We start from the raw sequence: 18,749 nt of genomic DNA, 5'->3' as shown, positions 1-18,749 counted from the left end.
TCTGTGCAGGTCCGGCGGATGCGTCAGCGGACGTGGAGGTGGAGCAGCTGCGCACCTCCCGCAGGCAGGTTGACCTGGAATCCGGGGCCTCGGTTGGCGTTGAACTTCGCCGAGATGGGGTGGAAGACGTCTACGCCCGTCACCTTGGCCGGGTTGAACGTCAGCGTGGTGCGGGACGCGGTGGAGTGGGAGCGGTTGGCGACCAGGAGCCAGCGGTCGGTCGCCGCGGCGTCGCGGGAGCGGAACGTGCCGATCACCGCCGCGGAACCGGCGACCGCGGTGACGAGGTCCGTCGGGGTGAAGCCGACGGTTCCGTTGGGCAGCGGGGTCTCGTTGGCGTGGACGACCGACTCCGAGACGAGGGGCTTGAGTTCGCGGCCGACGGGGTGAAGCCAGGAGTTGTTGATGTTCTTCGCGGCGGCGTAGCGGGGAGTGCGTTTGCCGTCGACGGTGATCAGGGCCGGGCCGAAGCCTTCGCCGCGGGCCGCCTCGGGAGTCCAGTAGGTGAAGTACTGGATGCCCTTCGCGCCGTACGCGAGGCTGATGTTGATCTGCCAGAGCAGCTCGGCGGCGGTCGGTTCGCGGTGGCCGTTGTAGGCGAGGGTCTGGATGAAGACCCAGGCCGGCACGTTGCCGCGCAGCGCCGCGTCGCGGACGATCGCCCAGTTGTGGAAGTAGTTGCCGTCCTCGCGGCCGTCGGAGAGCAGCGGGTAGCGGTCGAAGCTGACCAGGGACGGCTTCACGACGTCGACGAAGGCGTTGTAGTACGCCGGATCGTCGGACGGGAGCAGGTTCACGTACGGGAGGAGCTGTGGCGCGAGCTCGCGGGAGACGGCGAGCGCCTTCGCCAGCGTCGCGAACCAGCCGGCGCCGGGCTCGTCGTAGAAGTTGAAGCCGGCCAGGGAGGAGAACGGGCCGTACGCGTCGCGGGCGCGGGTGTAGAACTCGCGGGCCTCGGCGGGGGTGATGCTGAGGAAGTCGGTCGGCTGGTCGGAGATCGAGAACCAGCGGGACATGTTGCGGATCTGGATGTCGTCGGAGATCAGCATCTGCAGGCCGGCGGTGCGGGCCAGGTCGAGCTGGTGCATGAAGATGTTGCCGTCGCCGGCGTAGTTGCCGGAGATGACGAAGTCGAAGCCGGCGTCGGCGATCTCGGTGAAGCGCTTGGCGGTCGACTCGTAGGGGTGCGGGGGCCAGAAGAGGCCGATCGGGAAGTCGGGGCCGCCGGTCAGGGGAAGGTCGTCGGGGGAAGGGATCGGTACGTCGGCCTGGTTGCCTTGGGCAACTTGAGTGGTGGTGCCGACTTGGGAGGTTCGAGGGGGCAGGCCTGTCGGCGAGGTGGAGTCGGCGGCGGGTGCGGCGAGGGCGGGACCGGCGGTGGCTGCCGTGGCGGCTGCGGCGCCGGCGCCGAGCAGGAGGGTGCGGCGGGTCGGGCCTAGCTTCTGGTGCGGGCTCTGCATGGTTCCTCCAGGGCGGTGGAGCTCAGGGTTCGGGTCGAGAGAAGTGATCGGGCGGGGAAAGGTGCGGCGTCGGCGGCGGGCAACAGCGGTCGGTGGCGGAAAGGTGGAGCGGGAGCGGGTCGTGGAGTTCAGCGGTGCGGGGTTCGGTGGTCGGCAACCGCCTCGGCGGTGCGGTCGAAGGCTTGGGTGGAGCGCTGGTAGTCGCGCTGGGCGACCCCGACGTACAGCGCGTCGAGCACGATCATCTGCGCGTGCCGACCCGCCATCCCGCCGGTTCGAAAGGTGATGTCGCGCGCAGCGGTCACCAGCACCAGATCGGCGGCACGGGCGAGCGGTGAGCGCGGATAGTTGGTCACAGCAACAGTCGTCGCCCCGAGAGCGCGGGCCCGGCGCAACGGCTCCAGGACCTCGTTGGTCTCGCCCGTGTGGGAGATGCCGAGAGCAACATCCCCCGCCCCGAGCAACGCCGCACTCGTCAGCGCTGTGTGCACGTCGCTCCAACTGTTGGCGGCCAGCCCGATCCGATGCAGCCGCAACCGCAGATCCTCGGCAACAGTCGCGGACCCGCCCACGGCGTACAGATCGATTCGCCGCGCACCAGCGAGCGCCTCCACCGCCGAACCGAGCGCCGAGACGTCGAGCTGCGCGACAGTGTCCTCGAGCGCCTTCGTGTCGGCGCGCAGCAGGGTCCGCAGTACGGCGTCGAGCGAGTCGTCCGGACCGACTGAGGTGCCGGTCCCCCGCTCCCAGCTGCGCCCGCCCTCGGCGGCGAGCGCCAGCCGTAGCTCGGCGTACCCGGGCAGCCCGAGCGCGAGGCAGAAGCGCGTCACGCTCGGCAGCGACGTTCCGCAGCGCGCCGCCAGCTCACCGATCGTGGAGGAGGCGACCGCCGCCGGGTCCCGCAGGACCTCCTCGGCGACCAGCGTCTGCGCCGGCGACAACGACGGCAGCAACCCGTGGATCCGCGCCTCCAGAGACATGTGAATGATTCTCAGAAGCCCGCATGGCAGCTGTCAATAGTTCACAGCATCAGACAAAAGAATGGGTGGCACCTCGAAAGGCGCCACCCACCCCACAAGCTCAGAACAGCGCGGTCATCAGCTGCTTGCGCGCCCGAACCACCCGCTCGTCATCTCCGCCGACGACCTCGAACAGCTCCAGCAGGTGCAGCCGCACCGTGTTCCGCTCGTCCCCGGCGGTCCCCTGGATCGTCCGGATCAACCGCGAGAACGCATCCTCGACGTGCCCGCCCATCAGGTCCACGTCGGCGACCAGCATCTGCGCCTCGATGTCGCCGGCGTTCTCCGCCGCCCGCGTCCGCACCTCAGCCGGTACGTCGCGCGTCCGCTTCACCAGCTGCACCCGAGCGAGCCCGGCCTTCGCCTCGGCGTCGGCCGGCGTCTCCTTCAGCAGCGCCTCGTACGCCGCGATCGCGCCGTCGAGGTCACCGGAAGCGACCGCGTCCTCCGCAGCCTCGTACCGCGGATCAGCCTCCGGCTCCGGAGCCTCGGCAGCGGCCGGCCCAACCGGCTCAGCCCGACCCGTGATCCCGTTCGCCACCGCGACCGTGAACAGCTGGTCCAGGTACTGCCGCGCTTCCGGCTCACCCAGCGCGCCCTGGAACAGCGGCACGACCTGCCCGCGCAGCACCGCGATCACCAGCGGGATGCTCTGGACGCCGACCGCCTGGGCCAGCTGCGGGTTCGCGTCGACGTCGACGCGGGCGAGCACGAACTTGCCGTCGTACTCGGTGGACAGCCGGGCCAGCACCGGGCTCAGCGCCACCGACGCCTCGGACCGCGGCGACCAGAACTCGACCACCACGGGGTGCTGCACGGACCGCTCGAGCACATCCGACTGGAAGGTCGGCTCGGACACGTTCAGCACGTACGGCCCGCTCACACCGCCAGGCCCACCAGCGCCGGGGCCGCCAGGGCCGGGTCCACCAGCACCGGGGCCGCCAGGTCCACCAGGTCCAGGGCCGCCGGGACGCGCAGGCTGCCGCAGGGCCGACAGGTCGATCGCTCCAGGTCGGGAGAAGTTCGGCTGGCTCACCGCTGCCCTCCGGTCGTTACGTCTCGGTTCATGGTCCTATCCTCCCCGACCGGTCCGGTCGATGGGGAGCGCGGGTCACCAGCAGCAGTCTGGCCAGCCCGCTCCGGGTCCCGGCGACGGCCAGCCGGGTGCCTGCGCGCAGGCTTCGTTCGAAGGTCGGCGACCAGTCCCACTCGGCGCCGTCGGCCCGGGCCAGCACCCGCAGCCCACCGGGTTCGTCGAGCTCGCCGAGCCGCCGGCCGACCGCGACGGAGTCCGGTTCGACGGTCACCTCGGTCAGCAGCAGCACCCGGCGTCCGGCCGGGACGGTCGCCTGGCTGCGCCGGTTCGCGACCGCGGCCGCGATGGCCGGCGCGACCAGCATCGACACCGACCGGCTGTGCCCGAGCCCGAGCATCCGCTCGACCTTGTGCGCCAGGTCGTGGTCGAACATCCGCATCGTGATCCGGACGTCGTCGTTGAGGTCCCGGACCACCATCGCGGTCTCCAGGTTGGTGATGTCGCCGTCGGTCAGCGCCAGCACGGCCTGCGCCTGCGGCGCACCGGCGAGCCGCAGCGTCTCCTCCTGGCTGCTGTCGCCCATCACCACCGGGATCCGCAACCGATGAGCAGTCTGTACGCCGGGAGCCTCCTCGTCCTGCTCCACGCCGACCACCGCGACCCCGCGCTCGCTCAGGATCTCCAGCACCCGCGCCCCGACCGTCCCGAGCCCGCAGACGATCACGTGGTTCCGTGGCCGGCCGCGCACCCCGCCGATCACCCGCGACAGCCGCGCCCCGATCAGCGAGTCGACGATGACCGCGGTCAGCAGCGCGACCAGCACGATCCCCGTCAGCTGCACGACCACCGCCGCCACCTTCGCGTACGGCGGGGCGTCGGCGAACACGTCGTCCTCGATCCCGGCCGACGTCACCGCGCCCATCACCAGGTACAGCGCCCGCAACCACTCCACACCGGTGATCCAGTGCGTCAGCGCCGTACCGATGACGACCAGCGAGGCCATCACGGCGGCGATCACCCGCACCCGCCGGTCGAGCACGTCCCGGGTCGCCATCACCCAGCCCGTACGCCGGACGTCGCGCTTGCGCCGCAGGTGCCGTACGCCGGTCCCGAGCACGATGTCCTCGGCCGGGTCGGAGCTGGACTGCGGCAGCAGGTCGGGTGTCGCCGACGAGGTCGTGTCGGCCAGCACGGTCACGTGCTCGCGGATCAGCTGGGCCGGGCCGGCGACCATCCGGCGGCCGCCGAGCTCGAGCCAGGTCAGCTCGTCGTCCTCCAGCGCGTCCGCGACGAACGCGGGCGCGGCCAGCGACGGCCCGGAGATCACCACGCAGTCGCCGAGCAGCTGGTGCAGCTGGGCGCCGATCCGCGGGTTGACCATCTGGACGACGATCCGGAGGTTCTCGTCCATGTCGCGAGCGGTCAGCGCGGTGTGCACGTTGTGCACGTCGTCGGCGTCGAGCAGCACCAGCGCGCGGGCGGTGGACGGTTTGGTCCCGTCGGTGTCGATCCCGGCCCGCCGGAGCACGGACTCGCGGACGACGCGCACGCCCATCACCTGCGCGCCGAGCTCACCGATCCGCTCGATGTGCCGCGACGCCGGGTTGACGATCGCGGTGACCTGCTCGCCGGAGCTGACCAGCTCGGTGACGACGCGCAGCATCGTCCGGTCCGAGCCGCAGACCACCACACCGCGGCTGTCCGGGGTCGGGGTCTTGTCGTTCTGGGCCGAGGCCCGGCCCCGCCGGCGTCCGGTGGACGGCGGGACCTCCGTCGCGGTGGGTTGTCCGTTCCCTTCCTCAGAACCGGGCGGGCTCTCGGTACTCGCCCCACTCGTCCCGAAGAACGTCACAGATTTCCCCCATCGTGGCCTCCGCACGCGCCGCCTCCAGCATGGGTTCGATCAGACCGCCGGTCCCCCTGGCCGCCTCGACCAGCGCCGTTAGCGTACGACGCACGCGGTCCTCGTCGCGTTGCCCCTTGCGTGCCGCGAGCACCCGGCACTGCTCGATCTCGACCTCGTGGCTGACCCGGAGGATCTCCAGCTCGCCGGAGACGGTGTCGGTGAGCGTGTTCACGCCGACGATCTTCTTCTCGCCCTTCTCCAGCTTCTGCTGGTACTCGAAGGCGGCGTCGGCGATCTCGGCCATGAACCAGCCCTCCTCGATGCCGTGCAGGATGCCTGCCGTCATCGAGCCGTCCGGGCTCATCTCCTTGATCCGGGCGAAAATCGCCTCGGCCTCGGCCTCGATCTGGTCGGTCAGCGCCTCGACGTACCAGGACCCACCGAGCGGGTCGGCGACGTTGGTGACCCCGATCTCCTCCATCAGCACCGACTGGGTCCGCAACGCGATCTCGGCCGACTCCTCGGTCGGCAGCGCCAGCGTCTCGTCGAGCGCGTTGGTGTGCAGCGAGTTGGTGCCGCCGAGGATCGCGGCCAGGGCCTCGACAGCGGTCCGTACGACGTTCAAGTGCGGCTGCTGGGCGGTCAGCGAGACACCGGCGGTCTGGGTGTGGAACCGCAGCCACTGCGCCTTGTCGGTCTTCGCGCCGTACACGTCCCGCAGCCAGCGGGCCCAGATCCGGCGGCCCGCGCGGAACTTCGCGATCTCCTCGAAGAAGTCCAGGTGGGAGTCGAAGAAGAAGGACAGGCCGGGCGCGAAGACGTCGACGTCGAGCCCTCTCGAGAGCCCCAGTTCGACGTACCCGAAGCCGTCGGCCAGCGTGTAGGCGAGCTCCTGCGCGGCCGTCGAACCGGCCTCGCGGATGTGGTAGCCGGAGACGCTGAGCGGCTTGTACGCCGGGATGTTGTGCGCGCAGTACTCCATCAGGTCGCCGATCAGGCGCAGGTGCGGCTCCGGCGGGAACAGCCACTCCTTCTGGGCGATGTACTCCTTGAAGATGTCGGTCTGCAGCGTGCCGTTGAGCTTGGTGATGTCGGCACCCTGGCGCTCGGCGGCGACCAGGTACATCACGAACGCCGGGACCGCGGGACCGCTGATCGTCATCGAGGTGGTGACGTCCTGCAGCGGGATGTCCTTGAACAGCCGGTCCATGTCGGTCGCGGAGTCGATCGCGACGCCGCAGTGACCGACCTCGCCGAGCGACTTCGGGTCGTCGGAGTCGCGGCCCATCAGCGTCGGCATGTCGAAGGCGACGCTCAGGCCGCCGCCACCGCCGTTCAGGATCATCTTGTACCGGGTGTTGGTGTCCTCGGCGTTGCCGAACCCGGCGAACTGCCGGATCGTCCAGGTCCGGCCGCGGTACCCGGTCGCGTAGAGGCCGCGGGTGAACGGGTACTCCCCCGGCCAGCCGATCCGCTCCATCCGCGGGTCGTCGTACCCCTCGGGCGGGCCGTAGACCGGCTCGACCTCGCTGCCGGACAGGGTGGTGAAGTCGGCCTCCCGGCGCCGCGAGGCGTCGTACCGTGCCTGCCACCGGCTCCGGCCGGCCCCGATCTGCTCAGCGTCCATGGGCACCAAAATACTAGGACGTCCAACTAATTCCCAGCGCGGGGCGGTTCTCGGGTTTGTGTTTGATACCTCAGAAGTCGCCGGCGTTGTGCCGCAGCGGCTCCAGCACCGACCAGAGCACCTTGAGCTGCTCGTCGGTCAGCCCGCGCAGCGCGAAGTCGGCCTTGACCAGGTCGTCGGTCGCCTTCTCGACCAGCTCACGGCCCTCCGGCGTGATCTCGCAGAGCACCGCGCGCCCGTCGTCCGGGTGCGGCGTCCGGGTGACCAGCCCGGCCGCTTCGAGCCGCCGGACGATCGACGTCACCGAGGTCGGATGCACCTGCAGCCGCTCGCCCATCTTGCCCAGCGGCAGCGACCCTCGCCGCGAGAACGTCAGCAGCACCAGCGCCTCGAACCGGGCGAAACTCAGGTTGTGCGCGCGCAGGATCTCGTCCAGCTCACCGATCACGATCTGCTGGGCCCGCATCAGCGAGGTCACCGCGCGCATCTGCTCGACCGCGCCCCAACGCCGTCCCCACTGCCGCGAAGCCTCGTCGATCGGGTCGAACGGCAACGGTTTCTTCCTCGCCATGCACGAAACACTAACCGTACTGTGCTGGCCATGGACCCCGACTTCCCCGTGCTGGGCACCGAGTCTCCCGCGGAAGAGCTGATCGGTATCCGCTTCCGCTGGTACGCGCAGCAGGCCCAGCGGCACCGGCTCGGCTACATCTGGCTAGGCATCGTCCAGCTCGCCGCCGCGCTGCTGATCGCGGTGTCGGTCGCGTTCGATCCGCCGGTCTGGTTCGCGCCCGCGCTCGGTGGCGTGATCGCGCTGGCCGAGGGGGCGCGGACGTTGTTCGGGCTGCGCGACACCTACCCGACGTACCGGCGTACGGCCGAAGAGCTGCGGAACGAAGCCTGGCTGTACGCCGGGCTCGCCGGCCGGTACGCCGGGGTCGAGGACCCGGCCCGGTTGCTGGCCGAGCGGGTCGTCGAGCTGAGCAACGCGGAGACCGCCGGATGGGCCTCGGCGGTGCGGGAACGCAGCAGCTGAAACTGTCGGCGGAGCCTGCCATGATGCGCGCATGACGTTGTCGCCCGAACGTGCCACCTTCTACCTCGACTGCCTGCGCGCGGACGCCGCGCGGCTGGCCGAGGTCGCCCGCCTCGGCCTGGCTGCCGAGGTTCCGCCGTGCCCCGGCTGGACCGTCGACTCGGTCGTCCGGCACACCGCGCAGGTCTACCTGCACAAGGTCGAGATCCTCCGCCTCGGCAAGCGCCCCGAGCCCTGGCCGCCGAACCTGGACGACCGCGAGCCGTTCGCCTTGTACGACGAGGCTTTCGCGGCGCTGCTGACCGCGCTCGACAAGGCTGGCACGGCGTCGGAGACCTGGACGTTCTCGCCGTGGGACTCGACGTCGGGGTTCTGGTACCGGCGGATGGCGCTGGAGACCGCTGTGCACCGGGTCGATGCCGAGCTGGCGCACGAGGTGGCGACGCCGGTGGATCGCGAGCTGGCGCTGGACGGGATCGACGAGGTGCTGACGCTGATGCTCGGCGGGCCTTGGTGGGCCGAGGGTGACACGTCGTCGCCGGTCGACGCGACGGTGCGGGTGACCGCCGACGGGCATTCGTGGACGATTGCTCTGAACGCGACGAGCGCTGAGGTCACGCGGGACACGGACGCGGAGGTCGCGGCGGAGATCTACGGGGATCCGACGGCGGTGCTGCTGTGGTTGTGGGGGCGCGTCGAGACGTCCGCCGTACAGACTGTGGGTGATGACGATGCGGTGAAGGCGTTCCGGGCGCGGGTTGCGGAGTGCACGACCTGACCTCGTGCCGGCGTCGGGGCCTGGCACGAACTCGCCGAGTGTTCGGCAGCTGACGGATTGACGCGAGCCGCGACAGTACCGTTTTGACCTGTCAGCGGGGGTTCGATTTCGTCAGATGAGGTCTCATGGGTACTCGGCCGTTCCGGTTCGGTGTTTCGCTGCTCAACGTCGGGTCGCGGTCCGCGTGGCACTCGCGGGTCCGCGAGGCGGAGTCCCTCGGGTACGACGTGCTGCAGGTCCCCGACCACCTCGGGACGGCCGCGCCGTTCCCGTCGCTGGTGTCGGCGGCCGAGGTGTCGAACCTGCGCGTCGGCACCTACGTGCTGAACGGCGGGATCGCGAACCCGGCGTACCTGGCCCGGGACGTCGTCGACGTGCACCGGCTCACCAACGGCCGGCTCGAGCTAGGGCTCGGCACCGGGTACGTCGAGGCCGAGTTCGCGGCGTACGGCGTTCCGTTCGGGACCGGCGGTGAGCGGCTGCGCAAGCTCGAAGCACTGCTCGCCGGGCTGCGGCCGCTGCTCGCGGCGGAGCCGGACCAGCCGGCCCCGCCGATCATGCTGTCCGGCGCCGGCGACAAGATGCTGAAGCTCGGCGGCCGCGAGGCCGACATCTTCAGCTTCTCGATCATGGCCGGCCTGACGCCCGGGATGGCGCCGGAGGACGCGTTCGCCGAACGCATCGCCAAGCTCAGCGACGCCGCCGGCGACCGCGACATCGAGCTGAACCTGTTCGTCGCCGCTGTTGGCGACGCGGTGGAGAAGGTCGACCTCAGCATCATCCGCAACGCCAGCGGTCTCTCTGACGAGCAGCTCGTGCAGCTTCCCGGCGTACTGGTCGGCGCCCCCGACGAGATCGCCGATCGTCTCCAGCGCTACCGCGAGCAGTGGAACGTGAACTACATCAGCGTGCTGGAGCCCCACATGGCGGCGTTCGCCGAGGTGATCAAGCACCTGCGGTGAACGGCCGGGCGTACCCGTCGGGTGAACGGCGGAACGCTCCCGCCCGGTGAACGGCCGGCGCCGCCGCCCTTCCGTACGGTGAACCCATGGGCTTGCGCATCGGTGCACTGATCGTCGACTGCCAGGAGCCTGGCCGGGTTGCCAGGTTCTGGGCCGCCGCACTCGGCTGGGTGATCAGCCATGCCGAGGATCCCGAGTGGGTCGTCGAGCCGGCCGAGGGCAGCCGCGAGGACTGCGTGGTCGCCGACCTGTTGTTCATCAAGTCGTCGTCGGCGAAGGTCGGCAAGAACCGGCTGCATCTCGACCTGCGCCCTGACGACCAGGCTGTGGAGATCGCTCGACTGGAGGCGCTCGGTGCCACCCGGGTCGACGTCGGGCAGGGCGACCAGCCGTGGGTGGTGATGGCCGATCCGGAGGGCAACGAGTTCTGCGTGCAGGACGCGCACCCGCCGGCGGTGCGGGCCGAGTGGCTTCGGCGGTACGAGGCCTATCGGCCGCGCTGATCAGATGTGCAGGGTCGGCTTGTAGATCAGCTCCTGGATGTTGCCGTCGAGGGTTCGGGATTCCAGGAGTTGCAGGTCGAGGTCGGAGGCGTCGGCGAAGACTGGTTCGGCGCCGGTCTGGCCTGTGATCACCGGGAAGATCGTGAGTTGGAGGCGATCGACGAGACCGGCGGCCAGCAGCGAGCGGTTGAGCGAGAGGCTGCCGTTCGAGCGCAGCGGGACGTCGGACTCCTGCTTGAGGCGAGTGATGGTCTCGACGGCGTCGCCGGGCGCGAGGGTGGCGTTGGGCCAGCTGAGTGGGGCCTCGATGGTCGTCGAGACGACCGTGGTGGGCAGGCTGAGCATGCGGGCGTTCACCGGGTCGAGGGCCGAGGTGTCGGGGCCGAGGATCTCCGACATCTGGCGGTAGGTGGTCGCGCCGAGCACCAGCCGCTGCTGCTCGCCGTACAGCTGCAGGCGGCGGTCGAGGAACTCGGGGCCCTGCTTGCTCCAGTACCCGCCCCAGTCGCCGGGGGCGTCGTACGATGCGAAGCCGTCGAGGGTGGCGAAGATGTCGAAGGTGTAGGTCGCGGTCATGGTGACTCCTCCGGTCGGTTACTCCTTCTACGAAGCAGGCGCCCCGGATCCGACACCTTCGAGAGTCGCGAGATCGCGCACGGCGTACCGGTGGTGCTCGGCCTCCTCCTTCAGCACGACCTTGAGGCACCGGCGTACGACGTAGTCCTGGTCCGGGTACGGGTCGGCGGGCTTGCGCGCGCAGACCCGGTCGAGCTCGGCCTCGGTCAGCCCCTCGATCACCCGCCGCACCGTCTCCATCCGCTCCCGCCGCGCCGCCAGCACCTCGTCGAGCGTCGGCGTCGCGTCCAGCGTCAGCCCGAGCTTCGCCGACTCCTCCGCCGGCATCCCACCGGCCGGATACCCCAGTGGGTGGTACGGCGCGTCCTCCTCCAGCACCGCGTTCCCCACCCAGGCCCCGCTCGCGAACAGCAGGTGCCGGTGCGTCTCGACGAACGACCACTCGCCGTCCACCCGCTCCTGCAGTGTTGCCTCAGGCAACCGTTTCGCTCTGGCGAGGGTCTCGGTCCACAACCCCTCGACCTTCTCCCAAGCCGCCTGGTACTCCGCGACGGTCGTCGCGTCCCGAGCCATCACCCGCTCCGGGTACACCCGGTCGAGCTCCGCCTGCACGTACGCCGTGACGTCGACGTCGTTCACCACCACCCGGCCGAAGTCCCCACCGAGATAGACGTCGCTCCCGTAGCAGTCGACGACCTTGAGCCCCGACACCTCGCAGTCCCGGATCTCGAGCCCACCGAGCTCGGACAGGTGGATCCGCCCGCCCTTGAACTGGTCACTCTCCACAAACTCAGCCATGCACCGCAGTCTGTCCTACGCCGGGGACAGTTTTCAGCAGCCGCAGCAGCCGCTCGGCCTGCAACTCGGCGGTGCCCGGCGGGTTGCGATCCGCCGACGGGCCGCCCGGCCGGATCAACGTCAGCCAGAACGCCGCCCAGAGCCTCCGCGCGTCGAGCAGCCGCGCGGCGTCCACCGCGTGCCGAGCCTCGGCCGGATGCCGAGCGTCGACCGGTTGCAGGGCGTCCACCCGGTGCCCGGCGTCCACCGCATGCAGGGCGAGAAACCCCGCCCAGTCGGTCGCCCTCGACGCCAGGTGCTCGACGAGGTTCGCCAGCTCGACCGCGAGATCGCTCCGCCCGGCGTCCTCGAAGTCGACGATCCGCACCCGTTCGCCGTCCCACAGGTAGTTCGCCAGATTCGGGTCCCCGTGCCCGACCACCGGCACCTGCGGCTCGACCAGCTCCTCCACCGCCGGGCCACGCATCCACGAGACCGCCGCGGCCTGAGCCTCGCCAACCACCCCGACGCCCACCCAGCCGCCGAGCTCCCGCCGTACCCGCTCGATCAAACCGCTGAGATCGATCGCCTCCAGCCCCACCGCCGGAACCGCCCACAACTGCCCCAACGCGACCCGAAGCCCCGCCATCTCCCGAGCGCTCAGGCACCCACCCAACGCCCGCCCCGGCACCCGGCTCATCACCACCGCCGGCCGTGCAGCATCGAACTCCAACGGTTCCGGCACCAGATCCACCGTCGCCGCCGACAACACCCGCAACGCCGCCCACTCGCGCAGATGCTCGCCCCGCCGCCAGTCGACGTACGTCTTGGTCACGACGCCGGCGCCGACCTCGATCTGGTGGGTTTGGCTCAATCGACTGGGATGTTGTGGTTGAAGCGGAACATGTTGGCTGGATCGTACGTCTTCTTGAGCGCGCTCAGGCGGGCGTACCGTTCCGCGCCGAACGCCTGCTCCATCGCTGCCGCTGTGGTGCCCTGATCCTTCGCCATGAAGTTGGCCATCAGCCGCGGATCCGCCCAGGGAGCCAACGCATCGGCCAGCGCGCCCAGGGTGCGGCGAATCCCGTCGGCCTGATCGGCTGCGCCGACTCCCAGGCCGAACACCAGGAACGGAACGCCCCGGGTCGCCACCGAGTTGGGAACCGCCGGCTCCCGGTCGAAGGCGCCGGCCAGGTGCCGGACCTCGACCGAAGTGACGGTCGAGCCGGAGCCGGGGCCGAGGACGCGGTCGAAGGCGTCAGCGGCCTCGGCCGGAAAGTCCCGCAGGGAGATCGTCGCGTCGAAGTACGACAGCGGATTCACCGGGTCGTTGTGGATCCGGCCCGCCTCCGTGTACGGCAAGTCGGACACGTCGTCGACGATCGCCGGGGCGACGGACCGCAGCGGCGCGAGGAGCCGCTCCCCCTCCTCGGCCGGCCCCAGGTAGGCGTAGCGAAGGTGTACGACGTTCGCTCCGCGCAACGCGGGCGCCAGCTCGGGCAGGTCCTCCAGCCGCTGAACAGCGATGGACGTGGTCGCCTCGTCCGGCAGCCCCGGCAGCCACGAACGCCAGGCGTGCAGGAGCGCGGCCAGGTGCTCACCGGCGAAGTACAGCGACCCGCCGTAGAACCGGCGTACGGGGAAGAGACCGAACTCCAGCGCCGTCACGACGCCGAAGTTGCCCTTGCAGCCTCGCAGGGCCCAGAAGAGATCGGGATCGCTGTCGGCGGTGACCGTGCGCAGCTCTCCGTCCGCGGTGACCACGTCAAGTGACAGAACATGGTCGGCCGCGTAGCCCTGGGTCCGGCCGAGGACCGGCCCGATGCCTCCGCCCAGTGTGTAGCCGGCCACTCCGACGTCCGGCGACGAACCGCTCAACGGCGCCAACCCGTGCCGTGCCATCTCACCCAGCACGTCCCGCCAGACGAGTCCGGCTTCGACACGGGCTCGGCGTCCGGGACCGTCGACGGAGTAGTTCCGCAGCCGGTGCATGGAGATCAGAACACCGGCGTGCGCGGGCGAGACCACCTGGTGGCCGGTGTTCTTGACCGCGACCGGAAGGCCGTGCGCGGCAGCGAACCGGACAGCGGCCTGGACGTCGCGCACGCTCGCCGCACCGACGACGACCGCGGGCCGTAACGCGGTGGCACGGTTGTAGGGAGCGCACTCGTCCTGATATCCGGGCGACTCCGGGACGAGGACCGGTCCGCCGACCTCCCGGCGGAGCACTTCGACCGCCTCCGGGGTCACGACCGATGAGCCGGCAGTTCGGTTCGTCATGCTGTTCTTCCTCTACGGGTCTTGATCGGATCCGCTCGTGCTCGAACCTCCCTACGGTAGGCCGGTCAGGATGGCCGAACCGGTCATTTCAGGGGCCGATGGCAACTTTCTGTCAGCTGTCCCGCGCCGGCGTGACCCCGGCGTCCGGGCCGTCGCTCACCTGCGCCAGAAGAGGTGGTGCGTGATGCCGCTCGGGCTCGGCACGACGTCGCAGTGGAACCGGTCGAGAAGCTCGTCCGGCGATTCCCACAGCCGTACGCCGGTGCCGAACTCGACCGGAGCGACCGCGACGTGCAACGTGTCGACGAGATCCGCGGCGAGGAACTCGCGGATCGTGCTCACCCCACCGCCGAGCCGAACGTCCTTGCCCTGAGCGGCTTCACGCGCCTGCGCGAGCACCGCGGCCGGTTCGCCGTCGACGAAGTGGAAGGTGGTGTCGGACAGCCGGTACGACGGCCGCGGGTGGTGCGTCATCACGAACACCGGCGTCCGGAACGGCGGCTCGTCACCCCACCAGCCGAGCCACTCGTGGTCCGGCCACGGGCCGCGCTGCGGGCCGAACTTGTTGCGGCCCATGATCTCGGCGCCGATGTTGTGGGTGAAGTCGCGGGTCAGGTAGTCGTCGAGGCCGCGGCTGCCGCCGGGCTCGGTGCGGTTCGGCCAGCTCGCGGTCGCGCCGGCCCACGAGAACAGGCGCTCGGCGCCGGGCAGGCCGAACGGGCTGTCGAGCGACTGGTCGCCGCTCGCGCCCGCGGCGATGCCGTCGCGGGACACGTTGAAGTTCTGCACGCGCAGGAGCTGGGTCACTTGGTCCTCCGGAGATCGGGTATCTACGGAGGCTGGTCGGAGCGGACCGGGCGACTTTGACATGCGCGTACGGCGTACCGGCGTACGGGTCAGTCGTCGCGGTCCTGGTCGGACCAGTTCGCCTGCTCGCTGTTGAAGATCGACTTGGAGCTGCTGCCGGCCATCCGGGTGGACGACGAGGCGGCGGGCGCCTGACGCGGGACGGTCGTGGTGACCTCCTGCGCCGAGTCCATCCCGATCGGGCCGGTACCGTCGTCGTCGGAGTCGTCGTCGTCGGACTGGACGACGTCGACGCTGGCCGACGCGCGCAGGCCGGTGCGCTGGATGACGCGCTGGATCGTCAGGTCACGGTCGTCGGGGCGGCTGACGAACCTGATCTCGCGGAAGCCCTGGTCCTGGGCCGCCGACTCGAAGACGAAGTGCCCGTAGCCGAGGAACCGGCCGACGAACGGTTTCTGCAGCGTGATATCGAGGATCCGCGCGATCGGGGTGGTCGCGACGGTCTGCGAGAACACGCCCCGGATCCGCATCACGCGCATGTTCGTGACCACGAACCGGTCCCGGTGCTCGGTGAGGAAACGCCAGAACGCGTGCAGCAGCAGGATCAGCACGATCGCCAGCAGCGCGATCGAGAAGTTGCCCGGGGTCTTCCAGAGCACCACGAGCAGCAGCACCGTCGCCAGGGCCACCTCGAGCATCGGCACCGCGAACACCACCCAGTGGTGCCGCACCTCGTCGATGACGACTTCGCCCTCGTCCGAGATGAGATGGCGCCGGACCTTCGGGTCGAAGATCCGGAACAGGCCTATTCCGGCCATCCACTCACTCCCCTGTCCACCCCGCTGTCGGCCACTCGGCCACGACCTTCACAGCCAAGTGTCCCGCACGAACGCTCGTGACGGGACACTTGACGCGACGATCAGTTGAACAGCGCGGACAGGAACGTGATCACGCTCCCGAACGCATCACCGACGGCCGAGAACGCACCTCCTACGGCGTCCGCAGCACCCTCTGGCTGGGTGAACAGGTAGAACGCCGCAAAGGCGATGACCAGCCAGATCAGCAGCTTCTTCGGCATGTCACCACTCCTCGTTCGCAACCAATTCGGTCGACTGTGTTTCTATCACGGATAGTCACCATCTGTCACTGACTGAACACAGCCCACAGCATCATGCTCACCAGCTACAAGCACCATTGTGTTACGGATCGGGGGGCATGGCAGCCACCGGCGCGCCGCCGTGAGACGCAGATCGCTCACCGCCCGCAACGCCGGGGTTACCTGCCCGTATTCAGGTCGATCACACCCTATCCTGCCGAGGCTGTGACACAGAGTCATCAGATGTCGCAGCGGCGGGTTGGTGCGGCGGGGCTACGGCGGCTGTCTCTCGCCGGAGCTTTCGGCAGCGTCCGTCGGCGGCGGCCCCGGCGGCTTCCGTCAGCAGCCGTCGGTGCGGCGCGACGCCCACCACCCACCAACCCTCGCCGGCCATCGATGTGCCACCGGCCGCGAGCGTGCGGCCACCGCACACCGGCGAGTTGGTGGGTGGTAGACGTCGGGCCAGCGGAGCAGCACTCAGCAACCTCGGTGAGGCGTACTCGCCTGCCGCGGGCGGGGTCTGGTGTAGGAATCGGACTGCTTGGGCGGCCGGAGAGCTGGTGCCCCCTCGCCCCTCGCGGAGCATGCAGTCGGCGTACCGCCCGCTCAGAGGGCCGAGATCAGTTCGTCCGCCGCCGAGTACGGATCGGTGGCGCCGGTGGCCACCTTGGCCGCGAGGACGTCCAGGCGCGCGTCGCCGTGCAGGTGGGCGAACCGCGAGCGGAGGGCGGTCATCGCGATCGCCTCGATCTCGTCGCGGGCGCGGCTGCGGCGGCGGTCCTCCAGGACGCCGGAGGCGCGCATCCAGTCCAGGCGCTGCTCGATGGCGGCGACGACCTCGTCGACGCCCTCGTTGCGGCTGGCGACGGTCTTCAGGATCGGCGGGGTCCAGGCGTCCTCGCCGCGTTCGGCCAGGGCGAGCATCGCGCGCAGGTCGCGGGTGACGTTCTGGACGCCGTCGCGGTCGGCCTTGTTCACCACGTAAATGTCGCCGACCTCGAGGATGCCGGCCTTGGCGGCCTGGATCCCGTCGCCCATCCCGGGCGCGAGCAGGATCAGCGTCGTGTCCGCCATCCCGGCGATCTCCACCTCGGACTGCCCGACGCCGACGGTCTCCACCAGTACGACGTCGAAGCCCGCCGCGTCGAGCACGCGCAGCGCCTGCGGCGTCGACCAGGCGAGCCCGCCGAGATGCCCGCGCGACGCCATCGAGCGGATGAACACCCCGGAGTCCGTCGCGTGGTCCTGCATCCGCACCCGGTCGCCGAGCAGCGCGCCGCCGGAGAACGGCGACGACGGATCCACCGCCAGTACGCCGACCCGCTTGCCGGTCGCCCGGTACGCCGAGACGAGCGCCGAGGTCGACGTCGACTTGCCGACGCCCGGCGACCCGGTGATCCCGACGATGTGCGCCTGCCCGGCGTGCGGCGCCAGCGCCGCCATCACCTCCCGCAGCAACGGCGACTCGTCCTCGACCAGCGAGATGAGCCGCGCGACCGCGCGGGACTCCCCGGCGCGAGCACGTTCGACCAGTTCGGAGACAGGCGGCGTACGTCGTGGCATCAGATCAGTATCAGCTGAGTCGGAAGGGCGAAGCGTATTTGGGTCGGCGAGTGCACTACCGATGGTTGAGCCGAGCCCCGACCCCGCGACGACAAACCGGTCGTCGCGAGGCGGAGCGTCGCGTGGCTTGGTTTCACCGGTTGAACGTCAGCCAGCAACCGGGGCGCTGACGATCAGCGCGTCACCCTGGCCGCCACCACCGCACAGGGCGGCAGCGCCCGTGCCGCCGCCGCGGCGCTGGAGCTCCAGCGCCAAGTGCAGGACGAGACGCGCGCCGGACATCCCGATCGGGTGCCCCAGAGCGATCGCGCCGCCGTTGACGTTGACCTTGTCGACGTCGACGTTCAGCTCGCGGGCGCTGGCGATGCCGACCGCGGCGAAGGCCTCGTTGATCTCGATCAGGTCGAGCGACGCCGGGTCGATGCCCTGCTTCGAGCAGGCCTTGGCGATCGCGTTCGCCGGCTGGCTCTGCAGCGTCGAGTCCGGGCCGGCGACCGAGCCGTGGGCGCCGATCTCGGCGATCCAGGTCAGGCCGAGCTCCTCGGCCTTGCGCTTGCTCATCACGACGACCGCGCAGCCGCCGTCGGAGATCTGCGAGGCCGAGCCCGCGGTGATCGTGCCTTCCTTGCCGAACGCCGGGCGCAGCCGGGACAGCGTCTCGACGGTGGTGTCGCCGCGGACACCTTCGTCGGTGTCGACGACCAGCGGGTCGCCCTTGCGCTGCGGCACCTCGACCGGGACCACCTCGTCGGCGAAGACGCCGTTCTTCCAGCTCTCCGCGGCCAGCTGGTGCGACCGGGCGCTGAACTGGTCCTGCTCCTCGCGGGTCAGCTTGAGGCCCTCGGTGTTGCACTGCTCGGTCAGCGCACCCATCGCCTGGTCGGTGAACGCGTCCCAGAGGCCGTCGTAGGCCATCGAGTCGACCAGCGTCGTGTCGCCGTACTTGAAGCCCTCGCGGGACTTCGGCAGCAGGTGCGGCGCGTTCGTCATCGACTCCATGCCGCCCGCGACGACGACGTCGTACTCGCCGGCCTTGATCAGCTGCGCGGCGAGCGCGATCGCGTTCAGCCCGGACAGGCAGACCTTGTTGATGGTGATCGCCGGGACGTTCATCGGGATGCCGCCCTTGACCGCGGCCTGCCGGGCAGCGATCTGGCCGGCGCCGGCCTGCAGCACCTGGCCCATGATCACGTACTCGACCTGGTCGCCGGTGATCCCGGCCTTGTCGAGCGCACCCTTGATGGCGAACCCACCGAGGTCGGCTCCGGTGAAGCCCTTGAGGCCGCCCAGCAGCCGCCCGATCGGGGTCCTGGCTCCGGCGACGATGACGCTGGCGTTCTGCGCGCTGGTGGTGTCAGACATGATTGTCACGATACCTGCGGG

19 protein-coding genes are annotated in these 18,749 nt (G+C 70.2%); 4 read left to right on the top strand and 15 right to left on the bottom strand.

Translation table 11 applies throughout. The features are described 5' to 3' along the window. Positions 1-23: 23 nt before the first annotated feature. The 6 genes from ACZ6Z4_RS32270 to ACZ6Z4_RS32245 all read right to left on the bottom strand — a co-directional run bounded on the left by ACZ6Z4_RS32270 (position 24) and on the right by ACZ6Z4_RS32245 (position 7,559). Complete coding sequence (locus ACZ6Z4_RS32270; protein ID WP_465573188.1) at positions 24-1,460, bottom strand: hypothetical protein; 1,437 nt, start codon at positions 1,458-1,460, stop codon at positions 24-26. Between the two features lie 128 nt (positions 1,461-1,588). Then, positions 1,589-2,440, bottom strand: coding sequence for a MurR/RpiR family transcriptional regulator (locus tag ACZ6Z4_RS32265; RefSeq protein ID WP_465573185.1), 852 nt, complete (start codon positions 2,438-2,440; stop codon positions 1,589-1,591). Positions 2,441-2,540: 100 nt separating this feature from the next. After that, positions 2,541-3,362 (bottom strand): co-chaperone YbbN, encoded by an 822-nt coding sequence (locus ACZ6Z4_RS32260; RefSeq protein WP_465573182.1) that lies wholly within the window; start codon positions 3,360-3,362, stop codon positions 2,541-2,543. 181 nt (positions 3,363-3,543) lie between these two features. Further along, the gene (locus ACZ6Z4_RS32255) at positions 3,544-5,367 is read right to left on the bottom strand and encodes an NAD-binding protein (RefSeq protein WP_465573180.1); all 1,824 of its coding nucleotides are present in this window, start codon (positions 5,365-5,367) and stop codon (positions 3,544-3,546) included. Next, entirely contained in the window at positions 5,315-6,988 is a 1,674-nt protein-coding gene (locus tag ACZ6Z4_RS32250) for an acyl-CoA mutase large subunit family protein (RefSeq protein ID WP_465573177.1), read from the bottom strand. Before ACZ6Z4_RS32250 ends, ACZ6Z4_RS32255 begins: the two co-directional genes overlap by 53 nt. A gap of 70 nt (positions 6,989-7,058) precedes the next feature. Continuing rightward, entirely contained in the window at positions 7,059-7,559 is a 501-nt protein-coding gene (locus ACZ6Z4_RS32245; RefSeq protein WP_363664606.1) for a MarR family winged helix-turn-helix transcriptional regulator, read from the bottom strand. A 30-nt stretch (positions 7,560-7,589) separates the two neighbouring features. Between ACZ6Z4_RS32245 and ACZ6Z4_RS32240 the strand changes: the two genes are divergently transcribed. The 4 genes from ACZ6Z4_RS32240 (at position 7,590) to ACZ6Z4_RS32225 (ending at position 10,267) form a co-directional block, all read left to right on the top strand. After that, positions 7,590-8,024 carry a DUF4231 domain-containing protein gene (locus ACZ6Z4_RS32240; RefSeq protein WP_465573174.1) on the top strand — a complete coding sequence of 145 codons (435 nt, stop codon included), beginning with the start codon at positions 7,590-7,592 and terminating at the stop codon, positions 8,022-8,024. Positions 8,025-8,055: 31 nt separating this feature from the next. Beyond that, on the top strand, positions 8,056-8,802 hold the full coding sequence (locus ACZ6Z4_RS32235) for a maleylpyruvate isomerase family mycothiol-dependent enzyme (protein WP_465573171.1): 747 nt from the start codon (positions 8,056-8,058) through the stop codon (positions 8,800-8,802). 125 nt (positions 8,803-8,927) lie between these two features. Beyond that, complete coding sequence (locus tag ACZ6Z4_RS32230; protein ID WP_465573168.1) at positions 8,928-9,764, top strand: TIGR03621 family F420-dependent LLM class oxidoreductase; 837 nt, start codon at positions 8,928-8,930, stop codon at positions 9,762-9,764. Between the two features lie 86 nt (positions 9,765-9,850). Further along, complete coding sequence (locus tag ACZ6Z4_RS32225; protein WP_465573165.1) at positions 9,851-10,267, top strand: VOC family protein; 417 nt, start codon at positions 9,851-9,853, stop codon at positions 10,265-10,267. Here ACZ6Z4_RS32225 and ACZ6Z4_RS32220 read toward each other — a convergent pair whose 3' ends face one another. The 9 genes from ACZ6Z4_RS32220 to ACZ6Z4_RS32180 all read right to left on the bottom strand — a co-directional run bounded on the left by ACZ6Z4_RS32220 (position 10,268) and on the right by ACZ6Z4_RS32180 (position 18,728). Next, a complete protein-coding gene (locus ACZ6Z4_RS32220) occupies positions 10,268-10,843 on the bottom strand; it encodes a dihydrofolate reductase family protein (protein WP_465573162.1) in 576 nt (191 codons plus the stop codon). A 27-nt stretch (positions 10,844-10,870) separates the two neighbouring features. Continuing rightward, positions 10,871-11,641, bottom strand: coding sequence for a DinB family protein (locus ACZ6Z4_RS32215; protein ID WP_465573158.1), 771 nt, complete (start codon positions 11,639-11,641; stop codon positions 10,871-10,873). Then, complete coding sequence (locus ACZ6Z4_RS32210; RefSeq protein WP_465573154.1) at positions 11,634-12,494, bottom strand: phosphotransferase family protein; 861 nt, start codon at positions 12,492-12,494, stop codon at positions 11,634-11,636. Before ACZ6Z4_RS32210 ends, ACZ6Z4_RS32215 begins: the two co-directional genes overlap by 8 nt. Then, positions 12,491-13,900, bottom strand: coding sequence for an FAD-binding protein (locus tag ACZ6Z4_RS32205; RefSeq protein WP_465573151.1), 1,410 nt, complete (start codon positions 13,898-13,900; stop codon positions 12,491-12,493). The genes ACZ6Z4_RS32210 and ACZ6Z4_RS32205 overlap by 4 nt, the downstream gene beginning before the upstream one ends. Before the next feature lie 156 nt (positions 13,901-14,056). Beyond that, positions 14,057-14,707, bottom strand: a complete 651-nt coding sequence (locus ACZ6Z4_RS32200) for a dihydrofolate reductase family protein (RefSeq protein ID WP_465573146.1) — start codon at positions 14,705-14,707, stop codon at positions 14,057-14,059. A gap of 89 nt (positions 14,708-14,796) precedes the next feature. After that, on the bottom strand, positions 14,797-15,525 hold the full coding sequence (locus ACZ6Z4_RS32195) for a PH domain-containing protein (protein ID WP_363664622.1): 729 nt from the start codon (positions 15,523-15,525) through the stop codon (positions 14,797-14,799). 101 nt (positions 15,526-15,626) lie between these two features. Continuing rightward, entirely contained in the window at positions 15,627-15,785 is a 159-nt protein-coding gene (locus ACZ6Z4_RS32190) for a hypothetical protein (protein WP_184796222.1), read from the bottom strand. 624 nt (positions 15,786-16,409) lie between these two features. Further along, a complete protein-coding gene (gene meaB / locus ACZ6Z4_RS32185; protein ID WP_465573141.1) occupies positions 16,410-17,366 on the bottom strand; it encodes a methylmalonyl Co-A mutase-associated GTPase MeaB in 957 nt (318 codons plus the stop codon). A gap of 147 nt (positions 17,367-17,513) precedes the next feature. After that, positions 17,514-18,728 (bottom strand): acetyl-CoA C-acetyltransferase, encoded by a 1,215-nt coding sequence (locus ACZ6Z4_RS32180; protein WP_465573138.1) that lies wholly within the window; start codon positions 18,726-18,728, stop codon positions 17,514-17,516. Positions 18,729-18,749: the final 21 nt, after the last annotated feature.

This window comes from Kribbella sp. NPDC104740 (genome assembly GCF_055583505.1).
This window is presented reverse-complemented; position numbering and strand designations above follow the sequence as displayed.

Excerpts from the sequence above, each read along its gene's own strand:
- ACZ6Z4_RS32270 (WP_465573188.1), bottom strand. The coding sequence starts at position 1,460 with ATGCAGAGCCCGCACCAGAAGCTAGGCCCGACCCGCCGCACCCTCCTG.
- ACZ6Z4_RS32265 (WP_465573185.1), bottom strand. The coding sequence starts at position 2,440 with ATGTCTCTGGAGGCGCGGATCCACGGGTTGCTGCCGTCGTTGTCGCCG.
- ACZ6Z4_RS32250 (WP_465573177.1), bottom strand. The coding sequence starts at position 6,988 with ATGGACGCTGAGCAGATCGGGGCCGGCCGGAGCCGGTGGCAGGCACGG.
- ACZ6Z4_RS32245 (WP_363664606.1), bottom strand. The coding sequence starts at position 7,559 with ATGGCGAGGAAGAAACCGTTGCCGTTCGACCCGATCGACGAGGCTTCG.
- ACZ6Z4_RS32240 (WP_465573174.1), top strand. The coding sequence starts at position 7,590 with ATGGACCCCGACTTCCCCGTGCTGGGCACCGAGTCTCCCGCGGAAGAG.
- ACZ6Z4_RS32235 (WP_465573171.1), top strand. The coding sequence starts at position 8,056 with ATGACGTTGTCGCCCGAACGTGCCACCTTCTACCTCGACTGCCTGCGC.
- ACZ6Z4_RS32230 (WP_465573168.1), top strand. The coding sequence starts at position 8,928 with ATGGGTACTCGGCCGTTCCGGTTCGGTGTTTCGCTGCTCAACGTCGGG.
- ACZ6Z4_RS32225 (WP_465573165.1), top strand. The coding sequence starts at position 9,851 with ATGGGCTTGCGCATCGGTGCACTGATCGTCGACTGCCAGGAGCCTGGC.
- ACZ6Z4_RS32220 (WP_465573162.1), bottom strand. The coding sequence starts at position 10,843 with ATGACCGCGACCTACACCTTCGACATCTTCGCCACCCTCGACGGCTTC.
- ACZ6Z4_RS32215 (WP_465573158.1), bottom strand. The coding sequence starts at position 11,641 with ATGGCTGAGTTTGTGGAGAGTGACCAGTTCAAGGGCGGGCGGATCCAC.
- ACZ6Z4_RS32205 (WP_465573151.1), bottom strand. The coding sequence starts at position 13,900 with ATGACGAACCGAACTGCCGGCTCATCGGTCGTGACCCCGGAGGCGGTC.
- ACZ6Z4_RS32195 (WP_363664622.1), bottom strand. The coding sequence starts at position 15,525 with ATGGCCGGAATAGGCCTGTTCCGGATCTTCGACCCGAAGGTCCGGCGC.
- ACZ6Z4_RS32190 (WP_184796222.1), bottom strand. The coding sequence starts at position 15,785 with ATGCCGAAGAAGCTGCTGATCTGGCTGGTCATCGCCTTTGCGGCGTTC.
- meaB (WP_465573141.1), bottom strand. The coding sequence starts at position 17,366 with ATGCCACGACGTACGCCGCCTGTCTCCGAACTGGTCGAACGTGCTCGC.
- ACZ6Z4_RS32180 (WP_465573138.1), bottom strand. The coding sequence starts at position 18,728 with ATGTCTGACACCACCAGCGCGCAGAACGCCAGCGTCATCGTCGCCGGA.